Source organism: Labrys miyagiensis, assembly GCF_030160835.1.
Lineage (GTDB): Bacteria > Pseudomonadota > Alphaproteobacteria > Rhizobiales > Labraceae > Labrys > Labrys miyagiensis.
This window is the reverse complement of the sequence record NZ_BSPC01000022.1, coordinates 164,792-185,914: the sequence shown is the minus strand read 5'-3', so window position 1 is coordinate 185,914 and position 21,123 is coordinate 164,792. Positions and strand designations below refer to the sequence as shown.

17 protein-coding genes are annotated in these 21,123 nt (G+C 63.5%); 8 read left to right on the top strand and 9 right to left on the bottom strand.

Going from position 1 to position 21,123, the window contains the following annotated elements; translation table 11 throughout:
- Window positions 1-2: 2 nt before the first annotated feature.
- Both QQL24_RS12220 and QQL24_RS12215 read right to left on the bottom strand, forming a co-directional pair.
- Complete coding sequence (locus QQL24_RS12220) at window positions 3-221, bottom strand: hypothetical protein (protein WP_284312344.1); 219 nt, start codon at window positions 219-221, stop codon at window positions 3-5.
- Window positions 218-982: a COG4280 domain-containing protein gene (locus QQL24_RS12215; protein ID WP_284312343.1), complete on the bottom strand. Its 765-nt coding sequence runs from the start codon at window positions 980-982 to the stop codon at window positions 218-220. The genes QQL24_RS12220 and QQL24_RS12215 overlap by 4 nt, the downstream gene beginning before the upstream one ends.
- A 104-nt stretch (window positions 983-1,086) precedes the next feature.
- Here QQL24_RS12215 and QQL24_RS12210 point away from each other — a divergent pair, with 104 nt between their 5' ends.
- Both QQL24_RS12210 and QQL24_RS12205 read left to right on the top strand, forming a co-directional pair.
- A complete protein-coding gene (locus tag QQL24_RS12210) occupies window positions 1,087-1,995 on the top strand; it encodes a MurR/RpiR family transcriptional regulator (protein ID WP_284312342.1) in 909 nt (302 codons plus the stop codon).
- Between the two features lie 11 nt (window positions 1,996-2,006).
- The gene (locus tag QQL24_RS12205) at window positions 2,007-2,723 is read left to right on the top strand and encodes a pyrimidine 5'-nucleotidase (RefSeq protein WP_284312341.1); all 717 of its coding nucleotides are present in this window, start codon (window positions 2,007-2,009) and stop codon (window positions 2,721-2,723) included.
- Window positions 2,724-2,861: 138 nt separating this feature from the next.
- Here the strand turns inward: QQL24_RS12205 and QQL24_RS12200 are convergent, their stop codons facing one another.
- Together QQL24_RS12200 and QQL24_RS12195 are read right to left on the bottom strand one after the other, a co-directional pair.
- Window positions 2,862-3,686, bottom strand: coding sequence for an alpha/beta fold hydrolase (locus tag QQL24_RS12200; RefSeq protein WP_284312340.1), 825 nt, complete (start codon window positions 3,684-3,686; stop codon window positions 2,862-2,864).
- A gap of 351 nt (window positions 3,687-4,037) precedes the next feature.
- Complete coding sequence (locus QQL24_RS12195; RefSeq protein WP_284312339.1) at window positions 4,038-5,240, bottom strand: aromatic ring-hydroxylating oxygenase subunit alpha; 1,203 nt, start codon at window positions 5,238-5,240, stop codon at window positions 4,038-4,040.
- Window positions 5,241-5,618: 378 nt separating this feature from the next.
- On the opposite strand from QQL24_RS12195, the gene QQL24_RS12190 reads away from it, so the two are divergent.
- Window positions 5,619-6,242, top strand: coding sequence for a TetR family transcriptional regulator (locus QQL24_RS12190; RefSeq protein ID WP_284312338.1), 624 nt, complete (start codon window positions 5,619-5,621; stop codon window positions 6,240-6,242).
- A 4-nt stretch (window positions 6,243-6,246) separates the two neighbouring features.
- Here the strand turns inward: QQL24_RS12190 and QQL24_RS12185 are convergent, their stop codons facing one another.
- Window positions 6,247-7,659 carry an aminotransferase gene (locus tag QQL24_RS12185; RefSeq protein WP_284312337.1) on the bottom strand — a complete coding sequence of 471 codons (1,413 nt, stop codon included), beginning with the start codon at window positions 7,657-7,659 and terminating at the stop codon, window positions 6,247-6,249.
- Between the two features lie 249 nt (window positions 7,660-7,908).
- On the opposite strand from QQL24_RS12185, the gene QQL24_RS12180 reads away from it, so the two are divergent.
- Genes QQL24_RS12180 through QQL24_RS12170 form a run of 3 tightly spaced genes read left to right on the top strand, consistent with a single transcriptional unit; the run spans window position 7,909 to window position 10,725 of the window.
- Window positions 7,909-8,826, top strand: coding sequence for an ABC transporter permease (locus QQL24_RS12180; RefSeq protein ID WP_284312336.1), 918 nt, complete (start codon window positions 7,909-7,911; stop codon window positions 8,824-8,826).
- A complete protein-coding gene (locus QQL24_RS12175) occupies window positions 8,823-9,644 on the top strand; it encodes an ABC transporter permease (RefSeq protein WP_284312335.1) in 822 nt (273 codons plus the stop codon). Before QQL24_RS12180 ends, QQL24_RS12175 begins: the two co-directional genes overlap by 4 nt.
- Window positions 9,645-9,651: 7 nt before the next feature.
- Complete coding sequence (locus QQL24_RS12170; RefSeq protein WP_284312367.1) at window positions 9,652-10,725, top strand: ABC transporter ATP-binding protein; 1,074 nt, start codon at window positions 9,652-9,654, stop codon at window positions 10,723-10,725.
- A gap of 3 nt (window positions 10,726-10,728) precedes the next feature.
- Here QQL24_RS12170 and QQL24_RS12165 read toward each other — a convergent pair whose 3' ends face one another.
- The 4 genes from QQL24_RS12165 to QQL24_RS12150 all read right to left on the bottom strand — a co-directional run bounded on the left by QQL24_RS12165 (window position 10,729) and on the right by QQL24_RS12150 (window position 15,499).
- Window positions 10,729-11,895 carry a hypothetical protein gene (locus QQL24_RS12165; RefSeq protein ID WP_284312334.1) on the bottom strand — a complete coding sequence of 389 codons (1,167 nt, stop codon included), beginning with the start codon at window positions 11,893-11,895 and terminating at the stop codon, window positions 10,729-10,731.
- A 417-nt stretch (window positions 11,896-12,312) separates the two neighbouring features.
- Complete coding sequence (locus QQL24_RS12160) at window positions 12,313-13,626, bottom strand: flavin monoamine oxidase family protein (RefSeq protein ID WP_284312333.1); 1,314 nt, start codon at window positions 13,624-13,626, stop codon at window positions 12,313-12,315.
- A gap of 8 nt (window positions 13,627-13,634) precedes the next feature.
- On the bottom strand, window positions 13,635-14,717 hold the full coding sequence (locus QQL24_RS12155) for an extracellular solute-binding protein (protein WP_284312332.1): 1,083 nt from the start codon (window positions 14,715-14,717) through the stop codon (window positions 13,635-13,637).
- Window positions 14,718-14,842: 125 nt separating this feature from the next.
- Window positions 14,843-15,499 (bottom strand): TetR family transcriptional regulator C-terminal domain-containing protein, encoded by a 657-nt coding sequence (locus QQL24_RS12150; protein WP_284312330.1) that lies wholly within the window; start codon window positions 15,497-15,499, stop codon window positions 14,843-14,845.
- A 662-nt stretch (window positions 15,500-16,161) separates the two neighbouring features.
- On the opposite strand from QQL24_RS12150, the gene QQL24_RS12145 reads away from it, so the two are divergent.
- Window positions 16,162-20,013: a DUF4132 domain-containing protein gene (locus QQL24_RS12145; protein ID WP_284312329.1), complete on the top strand. Its 3,852-nt coding sequence runs from the start codon at window positions 16,162-16,164 to the stop codon at window positions 20,011-20,013.
- A 17-nt stretch (window positions 20,014-20,030) separates the two neighbouring features.
- Window positions 20,031-21,116: an ATP-binding protein gene (locus QQL24_RS12140; RefSeq protein WP_284312328.1), complete on the top strand. Its 1,086-nt coding sequence runs from the start codon at window positions 20,031-20,033 to the stop codon at window positions 21,114-21,116.
- Window positions 21,117-21,123 lie beyond the last annotated feature (7 nt).

The window sequence follows — 21,123 nt, the reverse complement described above, 5'->3', positions numbered from 1 at the left end:
CCCTATGGCGCTCTGCGGTGCCGAGCTTCTCGGAGCACGGCTTCGATGAGAATGACGAGACAACCGGCAAGGAGCACGCCGCCACACAAGAGCGGCTCCACCCCCAGGCCCAGGGCGAGCGCCGCGACGGCAGCGACCAGAATCAGGGTGGTGATGGTCAGCCTCGCATCGGCGATGAACATGCCGACAAGTTCCCGGAGGACTTCGAGGAGAACGCTCATGGCCTCACCTCCAGAGCGGGCCGTTTCAGCACTGAGGCCATGACGAGACCGGCGCACAGGAAGATCGCCGCGAAGCCGAGCAGCGCCGCGTCCTCGCCGGGCCAGGGCACGCCCAGCCCCTCTCCGGTCCAGAATACGCCGAAGGCCGAGAGCATGACGCCGACGCCGAATTTCAGGACATTCTCCGGCACGCGGGCGAGAGGCTTGCGAAGCATCAGCCCGATGGCGAGGATGAGCAGGCAGGCTGCCAGCGCTCCGGCCGCTGCCGGCGCAAGCAGGCCACGGCCCGAGCCCACGGCGATGACGATGAACACCACTTCCAGCCCTTCGAGCAGTACCGCCTTGAAGGCCGCCAATCCGGCGATCCAGTCGAGCGAGTCCCGCCCGGAGGCGGCGGCCAGTTGCGCCGACTCGCTGGCGAAGATGGCATCCTCGTCATGGAGCGGAATGATGCCCGCGCTCCGCAGGATCGCCTTACGCAGCCAGCCCATGCCGAAGAGCAGAAGCAGCACGCCGATGACGAGTTGGAGCGCCCCCAGGGGCACCTGCCCGAGCAAGGGACCGAGCAGGATCACCATGAGGCCGAGGACGAGAAGCGCCGCCAACGCGCCGAAGCCGGCGGGGCGCCATCCGCGCAGGGTTGCCACAGCCAGCACGATGGTGAAGGCTTCCACCACCTCGACCAGCGAAGCCAGGAAGGCCGCACCGATGGCCGGCGCCGCCACATGCCAGGAAACGAGTTGCCAGGAAACGAAATCCATTATTGCCGTCGCCAGAAACAGGTTATGAAGGCTTTGTAGTATATGCTACATAAAGGCGAGATGATGGTAGCACCTGCAACATTGGTGAAAAATTAGGGACCGGAATGAGCGTCTCCCCCAGCTTCGACGAGAGAGTGGCCGAACGGCTCGAAAGCATGAGCCCGGCCGAGCAGCGGGTAGTGCGCTATTTCCAGGACAACAGGGAGGAAGTGCTGATCGCCTCCGCTGCCGCTTTGGCGGAAAAGGCCGAGACCAGCGATGCCACCGTGGTGCGGGCCACCAAGGCCCTCGGCTTTGCCGGCCTGGAGGAACTCAGGCGCACGCTCGCCGCCGAGCTGCGCAATTCGCTCTCGCCGGCCGAACGCCTGAGCCGGACCCTGGGCGAGGTCGGCGGCAGCCTGCCCGCCGCCTTCGAAACGACGCTGGAGACGCAGATCCAATCGCTGGCGGACCTGCGCCGCACCATCACGCCGGAGCTGTTCCAGGCAGCGATCGAAGGGATGATCGGCGCGAAGCGCGTGCTTGTCTTCGGCCTCGGCCCTTCCAGCGCCGTGGCTGACTATCTCGTCTTCCAGCTTTCGCGCTTCGGGCTGGAGGCGGCTGGCCTCTCCAACACAGGCCTGCTCTTTGCCGACGATCTGCGCAGATTGAGGGCCGGCGATTTCGTGGTGATGCTGGCCTATGGCCGCGTCTACACGGAATTGTCCGCGCTGCTCGACGAGATCCGCCGGCTCAGGCTCGGCTCGCTGCTGCTGACGGATACGCTTGCCGCCATGCTTCAGCACAGGGTGGGCATCGTCCTGCCTGTCGCCCGCGGGCGGGCCGATATGCTGAGCCTCCACACGGCCACGCTCGGCCTGATCGAGACCCTGCTGGTCGGCATCGCCAGCCAGCGCCCGGCCGAGACGCTGGCCAATCTGCGCGCCCTGAACGAGGCTCGCGAGAAACTGGCGGGCAAGGCCATGGATCTGCCGGTGTCGCCAGAGGGTGGCGCCAAGCCTCGTACCCCATGAGCGAAGGGCAGATGTCAGAGACAAGCCAGGCGGAGATCGCCGCCCGCTTCAGCGGGATCCACGATTGGGTGTTCGATCTCGACAACACCCTCTATCCCCATCACATCGATCTCCATACGCAGATCGGCGCCAGGATGACAGACTATGTCTCCTCCCTGCTCGGCCTCGCTCCCGAGGAAGCCTGGACGCTGCAGCGGCAATATTACCTCGACCACGGCCTCACCTTGCTCGGCCTGATGGCCGATCACGGCATCGATCCGCTCGATTATCTCGAAAAGACCCATGCCATCGACTATTCGGCCCTACAGCCGCAGCCGGGCCTTGCCGCCGCGCTCGCGGCCCTGCCCGGCCGGAAATTCATCTTCACCAATGCCAGCCGCGGCCATGCCGACGCCGTTGCGACGGCACTCGGCCTCAGCGGCCTCTTCGATGGGGTCTTCGATCTCGTGGCGGCCGGCTATGCGCCCAAACCGACAGCGGACTCCTATCGCAAATTCCTCGAAGGGATGGGCGTCGACGCCCACAGTGCGGCGATGTTCGAGGATCTGCCGCGCAATCTCGATGTGCCCCACAGCCTCGGCATGGTCACGGTTCTCATCATCCCCTCAGCGCAGGAGAAGGTGCCCATCTGGTGGGACAGCCAGAGCACGGCTACGGCCCGAGCCGATTTCGTAACGGATGACCTCGCCGGGTTTCTCGCCGCAATCGTCGGTACCTCGCAGACATGAAAGCGCTGCCGATACAAAGGCCCCGGCAGCGCCTGACGTGCATTTGAAGAGAGGCAGAATTGGGGGGCGGGTCTTCAGACCCGCCTTGATGGTACCGCCCCGTCGAAGAGCCGGGTCTGAAGACCCGCCCCCCGAAGATCAGCCCTTGATGAAGGCCAGCAGGTCGGCGTTGATGGTCTCCGCCTCGGTGGTCGGCATGCCATGCGGAAAGCCCTTATAGGTCTTCAGCGTGCCGTTCTTGAGGAGCTTGGCCGAAAGCGGGGCGGAGTCGGCATAGGGCACGATCTGGTCGTCGTCGCCATGCATCACCAGCACCGGCACCGTGATCTTCTTCAGATCCTCGGTGAAATCGGTCTGGGAGAAGGCGACGATGCCGTCATAATGGGCCTTGGCGCCACCCATCATGCCCTGACGCCACCAGTTCCAGATCACCGGCTGCGAGACCTTGGCGCCGGGCCGGTTGAAGCCATAGAAGGGGCCAGCGGGCAGATCGTAGTAGAACTGCGAGCGGCTGGCGGCGAGCTGTGCCTGCAGGCCGTCGAAGACATCCTTGGGCAGGCCGCCCGGATTGGCCTCGGTCTTGACCATCAGCGGCGGCACCGCCGAGAGGATGGCGGCCTTGGCCACGCGGCTCTCGCCATGACGGGCGATGTAATGCACCACTTCGCCGCCGCCGGTGGAATGGCCGACATGCACGGCATCCTTAAGGTCGAGATGGGCGGTCAGGGCCGCGAGGTCGTCGGCATAGTGATCCATGTCGTGGCCGCCGCCCGTCTGGGTCGAACGGCCATGGCCGCGGCGATCGTGGGCGATGACGCGGAAGCCCTTGCCGGCGAAGAAGAGCATCTGGGCGTCCCAGTCATCCGCCGAGAGCGGCCAGCCATGGCTGAACACGATCGGCTGCCCGGAGCCCCAGTCCTTGTAGAAAATCTCGGTGCCGTCCTTGGTGGTAATCGTGGGCATGTCATTGATCCCTGTCGCTGTGTGAAGCTGAATGTGTCTGACAGGGGAGAAACTACTCCGCCCCGTCCGGCCTGCCGATGGGCGAAACTGACATTCTTCGAGGCGATACTGACATTGGTATGACGAAAGGCGCGACGCGAGCCTCCCCCACGAAGCTGGGGGAGGTGGCCGAGCGCAGCGAGGTCGGAGGGGGTGTGGCCCAACGGGCTCCGGATTTTAAGAATGGGACCCTGGCCCATCTAAAGCACCTCAGCTTCATCCTATGAAGTCGAGCCCGTAGGACCACCCCCCTCCGTCATTGCTTCGCAATGCCACCTCCCCCAGCTTCGTGGGGGAGGCTCGCGTGGCGCCCTACCCTCTGGCCCCCCTCATCTCCTCGTTCCGGCGCATCAGTTCCCCGCGCACCGGCTCCTCCCTGCTGTTCAGCACAGGTATCAGCCGTCGCAGATGGTCATGGTGGGTCTTCACCCCATATTCGAGGTCCGACAGGATCACGCCCTGATAGCCCGAGGACGAGGTCGCCTCGTAGGACCACACCATCAGCTGCATGTCCTCCTTCACCGTATCCCAGTCGATGCGGGTCGAGAGGAAGCGCGCCGCCTTCATGGCGCGGCTGTCGTCCTGCAATCCGTAGACACCGCCGCGCTGGAGGGTCTCGCCAGTGGAGAGCGGGAACTCCTGATAGAAGGTGATGGTGTCGGGATAGAAGGTTAGCACCGTGTTCGGGAACAGGCCGAGATAGAGCCAGGCGCGGCGATGGCTTTCGGGCAGATGCGTCGCTTCCGGCAGCAGCTTCTTGTATTTGCGCACGCTCCACAGCGTGCCCTCGGTCTTGTTGAACGGGCCGAAAGCGCGCGAGACGCCGTTGACGAAGGGCTCGTCGTAATAGCCATGGCCATAGAGGTCGCGCAGGCCTGGATGCGCCATCGGCACGTGGTAGCCCTCATTGTCGACATCGCGCACCGACTTCCAGTTGACGGGCGACTTGTCGTGCCAGAAATCATGCAAGGGCTGTACCTCCGGCACGCGATAGGGCGCGACTTCGGCTTCGAATGGCGCCATCAGCTCGGCCACCGAGGGCTGCGGGCCCGGCTTGAAGCGCACGAAGACGAAGCCCTGCCAGATCTCGGTCTCCAGCGGAATGAGGCCATGGCTGGCGGGATCGAGCGCCGGCAGATATTTGGGCTGCGCGGCGCCGCGCAGGGTGCCGTCCAGATTGTAGCTCCAGCCATGGAAGGGGCAGACGATGGCCGAGCGGCAATTGCCCTTGTTCTCGGCCACCACGCGCGAGCCGCGATGGCGGCAGACATTGTGGAAGGCACGCACCACGCCATCCCTGCCGCGCACCACCAGCGCCCTCTCCCCGATCATGTCGAGGCCGACATAGTCGCCAGGGTTGGGCAGGTTGGAGACATGGCAGATCAGTTGCCAGTGCCGGCGGAACAGCACGTCCTTTTCGAGCTCCAGCAATTCGGGATTGGAGTAGGTCCAGGCCGGCAGTCCGCTGCGGTCCCATTCGGCGGGAATGCTGATATCGCGCACTTGATAATTCATGCCCACCCCTCATGTATGTACGTTCATTCATGATACAGGATGACGGCAATTCTGGCAACTGCGGGGCCGCTATTACGAGGATAAGCTTTGATGGAAGGGCGCGCGTCACGTCATTCCCACAACCAAACCAAAGGTTTGGTTGGATGACCGTATCCTCACAAGCTTCGCTTGTGAGTGGAGACCCGGAATCCATGAACACAACCTTGGAAGGACAGTGTTCATGGATTCCGGCGTTCCGCTTCGCTCCAGCCGGAATGACGTGACGCGCGCCCTTCTGAGACCCGGCTTTGAAGCCATATTGCGTTTGCACACCTGTCTGCTAGGCCGTGTCATTATCGCCCGGCGGAGCGCAGGCGTCGCGATTCGGAGGCATCAGGCATGAGCGAGGCGGCGCCCGCCCCTTTGCAGACAACGGGCAAGCGGGCCGACAACAAGCTGCGCTACCGGCAGGCGATCATCGAGGCGACGCTCGACACCATCGCCGAGCACGGCATTTCCGGCACCACGGTCAGCCGCATCGTCGAACGCGCCGGCGTGGCGCGCGGCATGGTGAACCTTCATTTCGGCTCGAAGGACGCGCTGCTGATGGCGGCGCTACGCGACCTCAACCAGCGCTATGCCGAGCATTTCGCCGCCGTCTTTGCCGATCGCAAGAGCCCGCCTTTGGCGCGCCTGATGGATTATGTCGACGCCGAGCTCGATCCCGCCATCTTCAACGTCCGCAACATGTCGGTCTGGTTCGCCTTTCGCGGCGACCGGCGTTCCGATCCCGACTACATGCCCCTGATCGAAAGCCGCGATCCCGAGACGCTGGCCCTGCTCACCAGCCTGTTCGCTGGAGCCGGCGGCAAGACGGCACAGGGCCGCGCCGCCAAGCTCGCGGAAGGCCTGATGCTGCTGATGGAAGGCATCTATGCCGATTTCCATCTCCATCCCGACGGCTTCGACCGGGAAAAGGCCCGCGCCATCGGCGCCGCCTTCATCGAGGCGGCGCTGGGCTAGCGTTTTATCCCCGCCAGACGCCTTCCTTGCGCAAATCGTCCATGGTCCGCGAGATGCCCTCGCGCAGGATGCCCACCATGTCGTCGATCTGCTCTTTGGTGATCACCAAAGGCGGTGACATCACGCACATATTGATGAGCGGGCGCACCAGAAGGCCGAGCTCGTGGCAATGGGCGTCGATGCGCTCGCCGACATTCTTGTCGAGCTGCAGCGGATTCCTGCTCTCGCGGTCAGCGACGCATTCGACGCAGGCCATCAACCCGATGCCGCGCACTTCCCCGACTAGCGGCAGTTCCTCGAGCGTCTTCAACTGCGCCTGGAAGTAGGGCGCCATGGCGCGCGTATGTTCGAGGACGCCGTTCTCGAGCAGATCGAGATTGGCGAGCGCCACGGCGCAGCCGACGGGATGGCTGGTATAGGTCAGCCCATGGGCATACATCGCGGTGGGATGGTTGGAGCGGCGCAGTTCCGCCAGCAGGCGATCGGAGACGATCATGCCGCCAAGCGGGAAATAGCCCGAGGTCACGCCCTTGGCGAAGGTGATCATGTCGGGATCGAGGCCGAAGACCTCCCCCGAGGCGAAGACATGGCCGAGCCGCCCGAAGGCCGTCACCACCTCGTCGGCGATGAAGAGGATGTCGTTGTCGCGGCAGATCCCGCGGATGCGCTGCAGATAATTGCCGGGCGGCAGCACCACCCCGCCCGAGGCTTGCACCGGCTCGCCGACGAAGGCGCCGATGCGATCGGCCCCGAGGCGCTGCACCGTCTCTTCGAACTCGGCGACCAGGCCGTCGGCGAAAGCCTCGACGGTCATGCCCGCCGGGCGGCGGAACGCGTTGGGCGAGGAAAGCTTGACCACGAGGTCATCGGCCCCGTTCATCCAGTCGCGATCGCGCGGGCGCCCATTCAGCGAGGCGGAAAGATAGGTCGAGCCATGATAGGCCCCACCGCGTGAGAGGATGAGCTTCTTCTCCGGCCGGCCGCGCACATTGTTGTAGAACTGCATGAAGCGCAGGGCGCTCTCCACGGCCGTGGAACCGCCTGTGGTGTAGAAGACATGGCTGAGATCGCCAGGCGCATGACCGGCGATCCGCTCGGCCAGCACGGCCGAGGGCGCGTTCATCGTGTACCAGGGCGTGTTGTAGGACAGCTGCATGGCCTGGTCGTACATCACCCGGGCGAGTTCCTCGCGGCGATGGCCGACATTGACACACCACATGCCGGCCGGCCCGTCGATCAGGCGCTTGCCCTCGCCATCGGTGATGTAGATGCCCTCCCCACCCTCGATCAGTGCGCGGGCCTCCGAACCGATCTCGCCGGCCTCGGGCCAGGGCTGCACCAGATGGCGCTTGGCAAGTTCGACCGAATGCGCCCCCTGCCCGTTCTGCGTTCCCACGATCCATTCGGCTGCAGCCATGACACCCCCCAAGATTATCTATCGGATAATTCCAATTGTGGTTGATCTAACTGTATAAAATATCTCACACTTAGTCGATCAAATTGAATATCCGTTCATTCAATATTTCAGAAAAATCACTTGATTTCAACCACCATCGAAGCGCATGATGGCAAGATGACAGCGGCCGGGAAAAGTGCCGTGTCCTCCAGACGGACGGGCGATCATGCTGAAAAACGGCAATCCCATCGGCGTGCGAAGGCGGCTGCCATGACGGCGCCGGCAGAGGGGATCGTCGCGCTGCCCCCCGCACGAAACCGCAAACGTCCCTTCCCGCAGACAGACACATCGCGCGGCCTCGCCCTGGTCAGCCCCACGCTGGTCTATGCCCTGATCTTCCTGGTGGTGCCGATCCTGCTGGTGCTCGCCAACAGCTTCTGGACGCAGCATTACCTCACCATCGACCGCACCTTCACGCTCGACAATTACCGCACCGCGCTGACGGACCCGATCTACCGCGACCTCCTGCTGCGCTCGCTCTGGGTCTCGCTGCTGGTGAGTTTCTTCACCGTCACCCTCGCCTATCCGATCGCCTATTTCATCTCCTTCAAGGGCGGCCGGCACAAAGGCTTGTGGCTGTTCCTGATCACCATCCCGTTCTGGACCAGCTATCTCCTGCGCGTGATGTCGTGGAAGGTGATCCTCGGCTACAACGGTGTGCTCAACTCCATCCTGATGGGGCTCGGCATCACCAGCGAGCCCTCGACGGCGCTGCTCTACAACACCACTGCCGTGGTGATCACGCTCACCCATGCCTGGGCGACCTTCGCGGTGCTGCCCATCTTCGTCTCGCTCGAAAAGATCGACCGCACGCTGCTCGAAGCCGCCACCGATCTTGGTGACGGACCGCTGCGCAGCTTCCGCCGCATCACCCTGCCGCTCTCCATGCCCGGGATCGTCTCGGCGGTGATGATCGTGATGATCCCGACGGTCGGCGACTATGTCACGCCCCAGCTGGTCGGCGGCAAGGATGGCGTGATGATCGCCAGCGCCATCCAGGCGCAGTTCGGCCGCGCCGCCAACTGGCCGCTCGGCGCCGCCCTGTCGGTGACGACCATGGCCATCGTCACGGCCATGGCGGCGCTGGTCGTGTTCTCCCTTCGCGGCATAGCGAGGCGGATGCGATGAGCATATTCCGGAACGCCCTGTCCAAATGGCTGCTGGTCTACGCCTTCGCCTATGTGGCCTTCCTCTACCTGCCGGTGATCTTCCTGCCGATCTTTTCGGTCAACACGGCCGTCACGCCACAATTCCCGCTCTCGGGCCTCACGCTCAAATGGTATGAGGGCCTCCTGGAAACACCGGCGCTGACGAGCGCGGCCTGGAACAGCCTGATGGTCGGCGTTTCGGCCTCGATCCTCAGCACCGTCTTCGGCATCTGTGCCGCTCGCGCCATCACGCGCTACCGTTTCCCCGGGCGCAGCAGCATCCATGGCCTGCTGATGGCGCCGCTGGTGCTGCCGGAGATCATCCTCGCCGTCTCCATGCTGCTGGTGATGCTGCAGCTCGGTCTCAGCCTCTCGCTGGTCACCGTGGTCTTCGGCCATGTGCTGGTCTGCATCCCCTATTCCATGAATGTGCTCACGTCCGGTTTCGAAGGTTTCGACCGCAGCCTGGAGGAGGCCTCCGCCGATCTCGGCGAGACCGCCTTCGGCACCTTCCGGCGGGTGACACTGCCGATGGTCTCGCCCGCCATCATCTCCAGCCTGCTGGTCTCCTTCACCATCTCGCTGGACGAGTTCATCATGGCCTTCTTCCTGACCGGCTCGGACCCTACCCTGCCCGTCTATATCTGGAGCCAGTTGCGCTTCGCCGGCAAGCTCCCGGGCGTGCTGGCGCTCGGCACATTGCTGCTGCTCGGCTCCGCCATCCTGATGATCATTGCCGAAATCCTGCGCCGCCGCGCCATGCGGCGGGCCCAACTGACGGGAGGCCTGGTTGCCTGAACAGCCGATGATCGAAATCTCCCGCGTCACCCGCAGCTACGGCACCTTCAAGGCGCTGGACGAGACCTCACTCAGGATCAACGAGGGCGAGTTCTTCTCCCTGCTCGGTCCTTCGGGCTGCGGCAAGACCACGCTGCTGCGCATGATCGCCGGCTTCGACAATCCCACCAGCGGCACCATCTCGGTGGGCGGCCAGCCCATGGTCGGCGTTCCCGCCAACCAGCGGCCGACCAATATGGTGTTCCAGAGCTATGCCATCTTCCCGCATCTCAATGTCGAGCAGAACGTCGCCTATGGCCTCAAGCGCCTGCGGCTCGATCCGGCGGAAGAGAAACGCCGTGTCGAGGAGGCGCTGCAGCAGGTCTCGCTCACCGGTCTTGGCAAGCGCGGCGCCACCGAGCTCTCGGGCGGCCAGCGCCAGCGCGTGGCGCTGGCCCGCGCTCTGGTGATGCGTCCGAAAGTGCTGCTGCTCGACGAGCCGCTCTCGGCGCTCGACAAGAAGCTGCGCGAGCAGATGCAGGTGGAGCTGCGCCGCCTGCAGCGCGCCGTCGGCATCACCTTCATCCTGGTCACCCACGACCAGTACGAGGCCCTCGCCATGTCCGACCGCATCGCCGTGATGTTCGGTGGGCGGATTGCGCAGGTCGCCTCGCCCAAGGAGATCTATCAGCGCCCGGTCAATTGCCAGGTGGCGGATTTCCTCGGCGGCATGAACTTCCTCAAGGCCGGCATCGCCGAGGAGAGCGAACGCTCGATGACGCTCGATACACCCCTCTTCGGCCGCGTGAAGCTCGACAAGCCCTCCGCCTTCGTGCGCAACGGCAATACCGCGACGCTCGGCATCCGGCCGGAACGGCTGCGCGTGCTCTGGGAGGGGGAAAGCGGCAAATATGAGGTGGCCGGCAAGGTGGTCGACCGGCATTATTTCGGCGAGATCACCCATCTGGTGGTCGAGATCCCGGGCCTCGAAAAGCCGCTCGCCGTGAGCGAGACCAATGATTTCGGCGCCGACGACCTGCCGATCGGCGCGCCCATCCGCCTCGCCTACGATCCCGACGCGCTGGTGGCGCTGGCGGATTGAGGCTTATCTCGCGCCAGTGCGCATGAAGCCGCCGGTGACCTCGTTACCGCCGCCGCACAGAGTGCCGGCAGGCGCCTGAGTGACCAGGATCTGGCGATCCAGGATGGCAGCGGTGACGGGGGCGAGGCCGGCCTCTGCAGCCTCTCCCTCCGGATCGAGCCCCTCAAGGACGCCGGTCCTCGTGATGTTGCCAGTAAAAACACCGGCCTTGACCTCTCCCTCGGCGATGAAGCCGCAGTCAGCAGCGGTGGCGCCACCGTTCGGCACGCCGCCGACCTGGAATGTCATGCGGATCTTGGACCCGGCCTTCTCAACCTTGATGGTGCCGTCTCCCTTATCCTTGCTCTTGCGTTCATAGGTACCCACCAGGCTGTCCGCAGCATTGCCGGAAGAGGCATCTGCCGTGTCCTTTGCGGGATTCTGCGAGGCCTGTGAGGCCTGCGCCACCTGCCCGACCGCAATGGCATCGATCAGTTTTCTGTCCACGCCGAGCTTGCGCAATTTGTCGAGCGACAGGGTGACCGGGCCACCGCAGGCCTGCGCGACATGCGGAAGGCCGTTTTGATCGAGAACGAGCCCATGTTCCCTAGCATCAGGCCACAGCATGAAGCGAAATTCCGTCTGGTCATAGACATCGTTGCACTCGTCACTCACGCCACTTGCCTTGAGACTTTCAACATAGGCCCGCGTCAGAACGGGCGAGCGGAGCAGCCCGACGACGACGTCTGCGTCCGCCGTGTCCCTTACCGCCTTGCCGGCCATGGCTGGCGGGAGCAGATGGGGCCAGTCGACAGGCTTGCCGGTGGTGAGATCGTACACGAAGGCGGCCTGAGAGCTGTCGGGATGTGCCCCACAGCTGAACTCATCCTGCACCACGAAACTGACGAAGCGGGGTCCCTGCATGGTGACGTCGATGCTGCGCTCGAACGCGCTTTCGCCGCTATCGGTCTTGCAATCATTTGCGAGCGCAGGAGCGCCGCTCTGGATCTTGTCCAGAGCCGCATTGATCTTGGCGGCATAGGGTGCCTCCGGTGCCAGATGCGGGAAGGAAGCGATCCCCTCCGCCAGATCGGGCTGAGGGATCAGCTTGACCGTTTGAGCTTGTGACAGGCCGCCGGCAGCAAGGGTTACGGCCACAGACAGCAGCAGGGAACGGCAAGAAAATTTCATGGGTGCATCCGGAGGAGAGTCAGTTCAGGCTTTTGATATTAGTTCTTCGCGCGACTCTCTGTATCCGGGGATACATCATTGTCAACGATGATGCTTGGGGGGCATATGTTGCTCTCAGACAATTCGCGCACCTCACACACCTTCCTCTTCATCACACAGGGTTCCACGCTGCAACATTTGGGTTTACAGCGACTTTGGATTTAGATTTTTGCCAAATTTCTCTAGGTTATGGCGGCGATACAACCATCTGGGCGATGAGCAACGGCAGCAATAACAAAAGCCATGGCGGGTGGCGAGGCGTTTGCCTTATCGGGTCGTTCCTCATTCCCCGTCACGCCACTCCCGGCAAGGGCCGCGATGGGATATCACGGGCCGAGCCTTGCCCCGCCAGATTTTGGGCCTCCCTCGACCAAATTGCTATTTTCCGGCCGGATTCTGCAAGGCGTCCGCCTCGGCTGTCGCCGAAAACCGCGCGATCACGGCACGCGCCTGCAGCCGCCCGATGCTGATGGCACCCTCGACATAGCTGGGGAAGGACGGCGACAATTCCGAACAGGCGAAGCTCACATTCGCGAGGCCGCTGCGCAGCACGTCCTCCGCATCCCCAGCCGCCATGTCCATAATGTCGTCGGAATAGCCCCCGCCGCTCCAGCGGTCGCCGGACCAGTCGCGGCAGATGAAATCGAGCGGTTCGGCCGCCTCCGGCCCGAGCGCCGGCACGAGGCGCGACAGCAGCTGCTGCCTCAGCATGCCCTCGCCATCCGCCATCCATTGGGTGGCAACGGGGCCGCCGGCAAAGGCGACCAGCATGGCGTGGTCGTCATCGAGGCTGGCGTCACAGACATAGAGGCCGCGCCGGTCGAGCCAGAGCACGCTGCCGCTGAGCCCCTTCCTGCGCCAGAAGGCCGAAGGATAGCGCAGGAACGACTTGACCACCGTGCCGCTTTCCCAGGCAGCGAGCGCCCCGCGCAGCGAAGGCGGAAGCCCGGGCTCGAACGCGATTTTTCTGGCCATGACCGGCGGCACAGCGAGGATCGCATGCCGGGCCTGGTAGGTCCGCGAACAGGCCTCGATGGTCACCCCTCCGCCGCCCCAGGCGATGCGCTCCACCGGCTGGCCGGTCTCTACGCTGCTGCCAAGGGACCGCGCCATGTCTTCAGCAAGGGAATGCAGGGTCTCGCCGGCAAAATATTGCAGCTCCGAGACCTTGTTGGTGATGCGCCGGTCATTCGACGCCACATACCAGAACGGGATTTCTTCAGCCGGCTTGCACCACAGGCCCTCGATCATCGACAGAAACATATGCCGCGCCTCAGGCGTCGCCTCCTGCCTCTCGGCCCATGCCGAGGCTGTCAGCCCGGTGATGGCCGGATCGGCGGGGTCGATGGCCCGCATCCGCCGCCGCAAGGCAGCGGCGCCGGCATAGGCTTCCTCGATGTCGTGCCGGCCGTGCGACGCGGGCTGCAGCAGCGAGTCGCCCTCGAAAGGCGTGGTGACCAGCGTCTTGCCGTATTGCTTCGCCAGGGCCATGACCCCGGGCATGTCCTCGCAGAAGAATTGGCCACCAAGATCGACCTTCTCGCCAAGGCCGTTGTAGGCGCCCTCGACGCGGCCGCCCACCCTGTCCCGGGCCTCCAGCAGCCGGAAGTCGATCCCCGCCGCCTTGAACTCGCTTGCCGCCGCGAGGCCGGCAAAGCCGGCGCCGACGATGACGACCTCGGTACGCTGCATGCGAACCCTCAATACCCCGCCTTGATCTTCTCGAACTCGGCGATCATCTTCTGCTTCAATTCGTTGGGAAGCGGGGATTGGAATAGCATCTTTTCGGGCTTCTGGTCCTCAGGCGCATAGCCCTTGTCCTTCAAAAGCTTGGAATCGACCGAGGCCATGCCCTTGGCATTGCTGACGCCATAACCCCACTCCTTCACCATATAGGTGGCGTTGTCGGGATCGTTCATGGCGCTGAGAAAGTCGTAGGCCTTGTCTTCCGAGCCGGGCGCGTCTTTGAAACGCACATAGCCGCACACCCAGGTGGTGGCGCCCTCGTCGGTGTTGACGTTGCGTTGCGCCCGCGTGCCCGCTTTCTGGAGCTGCGTCGCGGTATCGTTCCAGGCCCAGGCAAGCGTGACCTCGCCGCCGCTCATCGCCTGGATGAGCGCGGTGGGATCGGACCAGTAGAGCACGACATTCTTGTGCACCTGGCGCAGGAAATCCGAGGCCTGCTCGAACTGATCGTCGGTCATCTGCGTCCAGTCGTGCAGGCCGATGGCCAGCGCCGCAAGCGCATAGGCGTCGTCGACATTGTCGCCGATCGAGACGTGGCCCTGGAACTTGGGATCGGCGAAGGCCTTGAGCGACTGGATGTCCTTAGCGTCGACCTTGTCGGGATTGTAGGTGAGCGCCGTGTTGCCCCAGTCGCGCGGCAGGAACCAGGCCTTGCCGTCGGCTGTCGTCATCAGGTCCTTCATGCCGGCAATGCCGGGCGAAATATCCTTCCAGCCCGGGATCTTGCTGGTGTCGAGCGGCTGCAGCAGACCCGCATCGCGCCATTTCTTCACGCTCTGCGCGCAGGGGTGACCGAGGTCGGCCTTGAAGCCGGAGCGGATCTTCTCGAAGGCCTCGTCCTCGTCGCCGAAGAAGGTGAAGGTTGGCGGCTCCTTATGCTTGGCCATGTAGCTGGGATAATAGTCCTGGGTATCGTAGCCGGCCCAGTCGAAGACCATCAGGTCGTTGTCGGCCGCAAAAGCGCCGACCGCGGTCGTCATGGACAGAGCTGCCGCCAGCCCCAGCATGCCAAGCAAATGCCTGCCAAACATTCTCATCTGCACTTCCCCTTCTGGTTTTTTTGCTGGGGGCAAGCTGCGATCAGATCGCGTTGGAACCTACCCCAACTCTTTGTTTTGACGCTACTTTTACCAAAGAAAATCTGTTGTCTGCCGAACCGATCTCAGGCGGATTCACGCGTGTCGAGATCGCTCCTCGAGAAATGCCTGGGAAAGATCGAGGCCAGATGCTCGAAGGCAGCCTGGCAGGCGGTCTCGCGATTGAGCCCCTCGGCGCCAAGCAGAAGACGCAGCCACAGCCCCTCGAGCATGGCGCTCAGTCCCATCGCCGTTGCCCTGGCGTTGAAGTCGTAGCCGCCGTCGGCCTTCAGCGCCGTGCAGATCTGGATGATGGTGTCGTGATAGGCCTGGTCGCGCTGACCGCACAGAGCCTGGTAGGTGGGGCGCGACTTGGCCTCGCCCCAGAAGGCGCACCAGGCCGCGAGCTTGCGCTTGCTGGAGATCGAACGGTCGAAATCCGCCGTCACCATGCTGGCGAGCTGGCGGGCCGGATCTCCCCCACCCTTCTCATAGGCGGCACGCCAATGAGCGGCATATTCGTCCGCCATATATTGCAGCGTGGCGATGAGGAGCTTTTCCTTGCTCTCGAAATGGAAGTTGACAATGCCACGCGAGAGCCCGGCCCCAACGGCAACGAGCGCCGTGGTGGTCTCCGCATAGCCACGCCTGGCAAGGGAATCGATCGTCGCCTCGATGAGCTGCAACTGCCTCGTTTCCTTGGAAGCCTTGTGCCCCCTTGCCTCCGGATCGACTTTCCTCATCGGTACAGCACCACCTTCACATCGACCGGCCCGTCAAGGGCACCACCACCGGGATACCCGACGTTCCTGCATCTCGGACGCAATTCGAAGATATCCGATAGGAGAGAAAACGCAATATGATTTGTTGAACATTCATTCAGAATGAACGCAAATCGAGTACAAAACAGCGCGTAAAATCAGGTACTAAGCCTCCCTCCGATCGAGGCTATCGCGTAGAAAAGAAAAGGCTGAAAAAGCCCGAACGGCCCGTTTACGGCGCACGCCGAGTACCGAGTGCCAAGTCATAAGGCTACGGATACCGTCCCGGGCTCGCGCGGACATCAGCCGATATCCCAACTGTCACAATCTCGTGGCATGCTAGGCACAGACTGGCAACCACCTCCGCTATCCTTATGAATTACTTCGTACCTAGACGGCATCATCGCAGAAACGCCAATCGTTTATCAAATGGAAAACAAATTATTCATGATAATTTTGAATCACTGGCTAACCCAAATACAAAACCAACTGAATCAAACCGGATCTAGCTTCCTGTGCAGCGCCGAAGCGTATCAAAACGCACAGCACGGAAAAATATCTCTTGATCCGCTTGCCTACCTCTTGGTCATCACAAAAGGGCTCTCTATCATCGCCATGCTGCCCTCCCTGCCCGGATTCTCTGCATGTTCGATTTCCTCAAAGCCATGATCGGCGGTCGCAAATCATCCAGGCCGGCCGCGGCCGATGGTGCATCGCCGCTGGCTCCCGCCAATGCGCTTCCACGGAGCCGGCCGGATGCCACCACGGCGCAGGAGATCACTCTCGACCTCAAGCGCCTGGAGAGCATCAGCCCCGATCTCGCCAAGCGCACGCTGGGCTATGTCCTCACTGGCGATGGAGGCTCTGTCCTTCTGCAACTGGAACAGCAGTCGAACGCAGTCGGTGCCGCTCTCGCCCGCCACCACTACCAGGCGACGCCGGGCCTCCAGAAGACCAATGAGGCAGCGGTAAAGGCGCGCGACAGCGTTCTCGGCCGCAAGCATGGCCCTGACGCAATCTGGATCCGGCGCTATCTTGAAGTTCTCACACTATCGAACAAAGGCAGCCGCTGGGGCGTCTTCGCGCATACGGGTCCGAGTCCGTTCTGGCTGCGCGGCCTGTTCGGCAACGGCCAATCCTACTCATCCTCGCCCGCGCAGATGCCGACCAACCTTACCACCGCCTTGAACTGGCGCGATCCCGGCGACAGCGCGACGGTCTTCGCAGTCGACCTTCTCGTCCTTGAAAAGGTCAATCGTTACTACTTCCAGAATTTCAAAATCGCCTCACGCTATGACTTCAAGACCGGTCTCCTTGCCGAGAGACCAGCGGTCATCGAATCCTTCGCCAAATATGAGCGTCCGGCGCAGGCCGCCGTCATCGATATCCTGAAGCAGTTCGATCTGGTGAGGGATGAGTATTTCGACTTCATCTACCAGCAATATCTGACGTCGACGAGCAAAGCGGTGCGTGAATCTGCCCAGAACGCCCTGCTGGCCTCTCCCTCCGAAACGCTGGCGGCAAGCGCCGCGAAGACACTGGATGAGGGCAACCCCACCGCCCGCGCCCAGGCAGCACAGATCCTGCCGCTCGTCCTCGGCGATCGGGCGCGCTCCTTGCTGGAAGCCCACCTCGAAAAAGAGACGGCGAAATCGGTTCGCAAGGTCATCGAACTCGGCCTTGGCTCGGCTGTGGTCGTCGCCGATGGCGGCATGATACAGGCTCCGCGCTCGTTGGGTGAAGACGGCGCAGCCGGCTATCTCGCCGCCGACGGCAGCGAAGTGCTGACACCGCCTCTCGTCCCCCCGCCTGCCAGCACGCCTCTCCCGGACAGCGTGATCGCCGGCTACCGCAAGCTGCTCGATCAGGAATACACCCAGAAGCTCAAGCAATATGAGCATCAGCGCGAACGCTACGAGCAGGCAACTGCCGACCAGCGCAAGAACTGGTGGCAAAACCGGACGCCGACACCGCCAAAGCCCGTCGATTACGCTGTTGCCGACCGCTATTGTGCTGCCTTGATGGCCGATCATCCCATCGAAGGCCACAAATCAACCCGGATCGACATCTCCAGCGCCTTCTCGCCCCATGGCGACGCAGCCGCGGCGGCCGCCCCCTTCAACGACCCGGCGATGACGCTCTGGCACTTGTCGCGCGCCATGACGCTGCAGGCGATCAATTTCAGGACCAACAACCCGGGTTGGGCTGCCGGCAACATCCTGTCCGGCTGGAGCGCCGTCACCGCGGCCATGCATGCGCGCCTCACCAATGGCCTCGACCTGCGCAGCCTGACCACGCTGATGCCCGAACTCCTGGAGGCCAATGCGCTGGCCCTCCAGGTGCTCACCAGCAACCTGTCGGAAGACCTTGGCGCCGATCTGGTCTGGCCCTATCTCGCAGGCCATTTCGACGTGCTGGACCAGGCCATCGGCCAGGCCGCCTCCACCCTTTTCCGCGAACCGCAGGTGGAGGCGGCGCTTGCCCGCCTGCGGCTTTTTCCCAAATTGCCGGCGCGCTATTTCAACACCGTGCTGACCCATGCGCTCTCGACCAAGAAGGCGCTCAATCAGCCGGCGCGGGCGCTGCTGCTCGGCATCGAGGGCATCGAGAAGCGGCTTCTGCCCTTCCTCTCCGACGGCAAGCAGGATGTTCGCGCCGGCGTTGCCCAGATGCTCGGCTCCATAGGCGCCGAGACCACCATCGAGCCGATCAAGGAGAGGCTTGCCAAGGAGAAGTCGGAACTGGTGCGCGCCGCCTTGCTGCGGGCCCTGCGCCAGCTCAATGTCGACATCTCCTTCTATGTCACCCCCAAGATCCTGACCAAGGAAGCCGCCGACGGGCTCAAGGCCAGGAAGGCCAAGGACGTTGCCTGGCTGGCGCTCGACGCCCTGCCCGCCCTCAGCTGGGCCAAGGGCGGCGCGGTGCCGGCCGAGGTGCCGCGCTGGTGGATCACCCTCGCCGCCAAGCTAGCCCAGCCCGGCGGCAACGATCTCTTCTCGCTTTGGCTGGACCAGCTCGCGCCGGCCAGCGCCGAGGCCTTCGGCCGCTATCTCCTCGGCAGCTTCCTGCGCTACGACGCGGCTCACTGCTCCGAGGAGGCAGCCAACGCCTATGCCAAGGCCAACGCCCAGAAGCGCTACGAGCAATTCCAGGAATACGCCAAGCGCTGGAACAGCGACTATTATCGCTCCTACACCTATGAAAAGGCCTTCGCGGATCTGCGGGCCAGCCAGCTGTCGATCTATCTGAACAACGCCCACGCCGATCGCGGCATCCTCGGCCTGGCCGCGCGGGTGGAAGGCACGCATGCGGTCCAACTCGTGCGCGCCTATATGCGCGACCACTACAAGCGCACCGCGCAGGTGAAGGCGCTGACCGACTATCTCAGCGGCAATCCATCCTCGGCCACCTTGCAGATGCTGCTCTCGATCGCCCGCCGCCACCGCACCAATGCGGTCCAGGTTCTGGCCGGCGAGCTGGTCGAGCGCATCTCCGACGACCGCGGCTGGACGGCGGATGAACTCGCCGACCGCACCATCCCCACCGCCGGTCTGGACGAAAACGGCATTCTCGACCTCGAAATCGGCAGCCGCGTCTATCAGGCGAAACTTGACGCCGAGGACACGCTGACGCTCTACAATCCCGACGGCAAGATCGTGCAGAATCTGCCGCAGGTGAAGGAGGGCCCGGACAAGGAGAGCGCCGCCGAGGCCAAGAAGGCTCTCTCCAACGCCAGGAAGGAGCTGAAACAGGTCCACGAATTCCAGGCCAAGCGGCTCTATGAAGCGCTCTGCGTCAGCCGGCGCTGGCCGGTGGCCGACTGGCAGCGCTATCTGCTCGAACATCCCATCGTCGGCCGCCTGGTGCAGCGCCTGGTCTGGCTCGGCCTCGACGAGAAGGGCAAGATCCTCGCCGCCTTCCGCCCGCTGGAGGATCTGTCGCTGACCGACAACACCGACGGCACGGTCGATCCAACCGCCTTCGCCACTATCCAGCTCGCCCATCGCTCGCTGCTCTCGGAGGAGGACAGCGCCGCCTGGAAGGAGCATCTCGCCGATTACAAGGTCGAGCCGCTGTTCAACCAGTTCGACCGCCCGCTGCTGGCCGGCGGCAAGGGCACTTCGATCGACGACCGGCAGGGCTGCCTTATCGAGGCTTTCAAGCTGCGCGGCGCCGCCAACAAGCTTGGCTATGAACGCTCCCAGGCCGAAGATGGCGGCTGGTTCACGCAATATCTCAAATCCTTCGGCACCATCGGGATCACCGCTGCGATCGAGTTCACGGGCTCGCCGTTGCCCGAGGAAAATCGCGCCGTGGCGCTGGTCGACGCCAAGTTCGTACGCAATCGCAAGGGCCGACGCAGCGGCTGGGGACGCGATATCCCGCTCAACGAAGTACCGCCGGTCCTGCTGAGCGAAGTCTGGAACGATTTTCATCAGATCGCTGGTGCCGGCAACGGTTTCGCGGCTGATTGGCAGAAGAAAGTGGGCTGGTAATGCAACAACAGGACTCATTGCGGCTTCGTCCCAGCGCCGAAGTCCGCTTTGCCGAAGAACTTGCCGCCCTGAAGGCTGCCGACCAGGGTCGCAAGCCGCCGGGCTGGGCACTCTCCGCCAAGGCCGTGCGCAGCTTCATCCTGGGCGACAGCCGCTTCTCCATCCGCCGCAAGTTCTTCGGCGACGACGCATTGGTCGAACGCGCCCTCGTCGCCCTGATGAGCGAGCAGGGACTGATGTTGGTCGGCGAGCCTGGCACCGCCAAATCCATGCTGTCCGAGCTCCTTGCCGCGGCGATCAGCGGCACTTCCATGCTGGTGGTGCAAGGATCGACGGGCGTCACGGAAGATCATGTGCGCTATGGCTGGAACTACGCGCTGCTGATCGCCGAAGGGCCAAGCCAGCGCGCTCTGGTGCCCTCCCCGGTGATGGAAGCCATGCGCCTCGGTCGCATCGTGCGTATCGAGGAGTTGACGCGCTGCCCGCCCGAGATCCAGGACGTGCTCATCTCCATCCTTTCGGAGAAGGTGATGGCGGTGCCCGAGCTCGGCGAGGCCGCCAGCGTCTATGCCGCCCCGGGCTTCTCGATCATCGGCACCGCCAATCTACGCGACCGCGGCGTGCATGAGATGTCGAGCGCACTCAAACGCCGCTTCAACTTCGAGACGGTGGTGCCGCTGGCCGACCCCAACCTCGAAATGGAATTGATCCGCCAGGAGCTCGACAAGCGCCTGGGACAGGCCGCGATCTCGGTAACCTTCCCCGACGAGGTCACCGATCTCCTGGTCACCACCTTCCAGGACCTGCGCCGCGGCCAGACGCGCGACCACGTACCGCTCTCCAAGCCGTCGGCGGTGATGTCGACAGCCGAGGCGGTGAACATCGCCCATGCCGCTGCGCTGGAGGCCGCCTATCTCGGAGACGGCACGGTGGGCGGCGCCCATATCGGCCGCCAGCTCCAGGGCGTGATCGTCAAGGATAATGCGGAGGACGTGAAGAAAGTGCGCGCCTATCTCGATCATATCGTCAAGGAACGCGCGCGTCGCAGCCGGGTCTGGTCCGATTTCATGGGCTCGGTCAACGCCTTGAAGGGCGGAAGCTGAGGCCTGC

Bases quoted from the DNA above. Each gene is read 5' to 3' on its own strand.
- QQL24_RS12220 (WP_284312344.1), bottom strand. From the start codon at position 221: ATGAGCGTTCTCCTCGAAGTCCTCCGGGAACTTGTCGGCATGTTCATC.
- QQL24_RS12215 (WP_284312343.1), bottom strand. From the start codon at position 982: ATGGATTTCGTTTCCTGGCAACTCGTTTCCTGGCATGTGGCGGCGCCG.
- QQL24_RS12210 (WP_284312342.1), top strand. From the start codon at position 1,087: ATGAGCGTCTCCCCCAGCTTCGACGAGAGAGTGGCCGAACGGCTCGAA.
- QQL24_RS12205 (WP_284312341.1), top strand. From the start codon at position 2,007: ATGTCAGAGACAAGCCAGGCGGAGATCGCCGCCCGCTTCAGCGGGATC.
- QQL24_RS12200 (WP_284312340.1), bottom strand. From the start codon at position 3,686: ATGCCCACGATTACCACCAAGGACGGCACCGAGATTTTCTACAAGGAC.
- QQL24_RS12195 (WP_284312339.1), bottom strand. From the start codon at position 5,240: ATGAATTATCAAGTGCGCGATATCAGCATTCCCGCCGAATGGGACCGC.
- QQL24_RS12190 (WP_284312338.1), top strand. From the start codon at position 5,619: ATGAGCGAGGCGGCGCCCGCCCCTTTGCAGACAACGGGCAAGCGGGCC.
- QQL24_RS12185 (WP_284312337.1), bottom strand. From the start codon at position 7,659: ATGGCTGCAGCCGAATGGATCGTGGGAACGCAGAACGGGCAGGGGGCG.
- QQL24_RS12180 (WP_284312336.1), top strand. From the start codon at position 7,909: ATGACGGCGCCGGCAGAGGGGATCGTCGCGCTGCCCCCCGCACGAAAC.
- QQL24_RS12175 (WP_284312335.1), top strand. From the start codon at position 8,823: ATGAGCATATTCCGGAACGCCCTGTCCAAATGGCTGCTGGTCTACGCC.
- QQL24_RS12170 (WP_284312367.1), top strand. From the start codon at position 9,652: ATGATCGAAATCTCCCGCGTCACCCGCAGCTACGGCACCTTCAAGGCG.
- QQL24_RS12165 (WP_284312334.1), bottom strand. From the start codon at position 11,895: ATGAAATTTTCTTGCCGTTCCCTGCTGCTGTCTGTGGCCGTAACCCTT.
- QQL24_RS12160 (WP_284312333.1), bottom strand. From the start codon at position 13,626: ATGCAGCGTACCGAGGTCGTCATCGTCGGCGCCGGCTTTGCCGGCCTC.
- QQL24_RS12155 (WP_284312332.1), bottom strand. From the start codon at position 14,717: ATGAGAATGTTTGGCAGGCATTTGCTTGGCATGCTGGGGCTGGCGGCA.
- QQL24_RS12150 (WP_284312330.1), bottom strand. From the start codon at position 15,499: ATGAGGAAAGTCGATCCGGAGGCAAGGGGGCACAAGGCTTCCAAGGAA.
- QQL24_RS12145 (WP_284312329.1), top strand. From the start codon at position 16,162: ATGTTCGATTTCCTCAAAGCCATGATCGGCGGTCGCAAATCATCCAGG.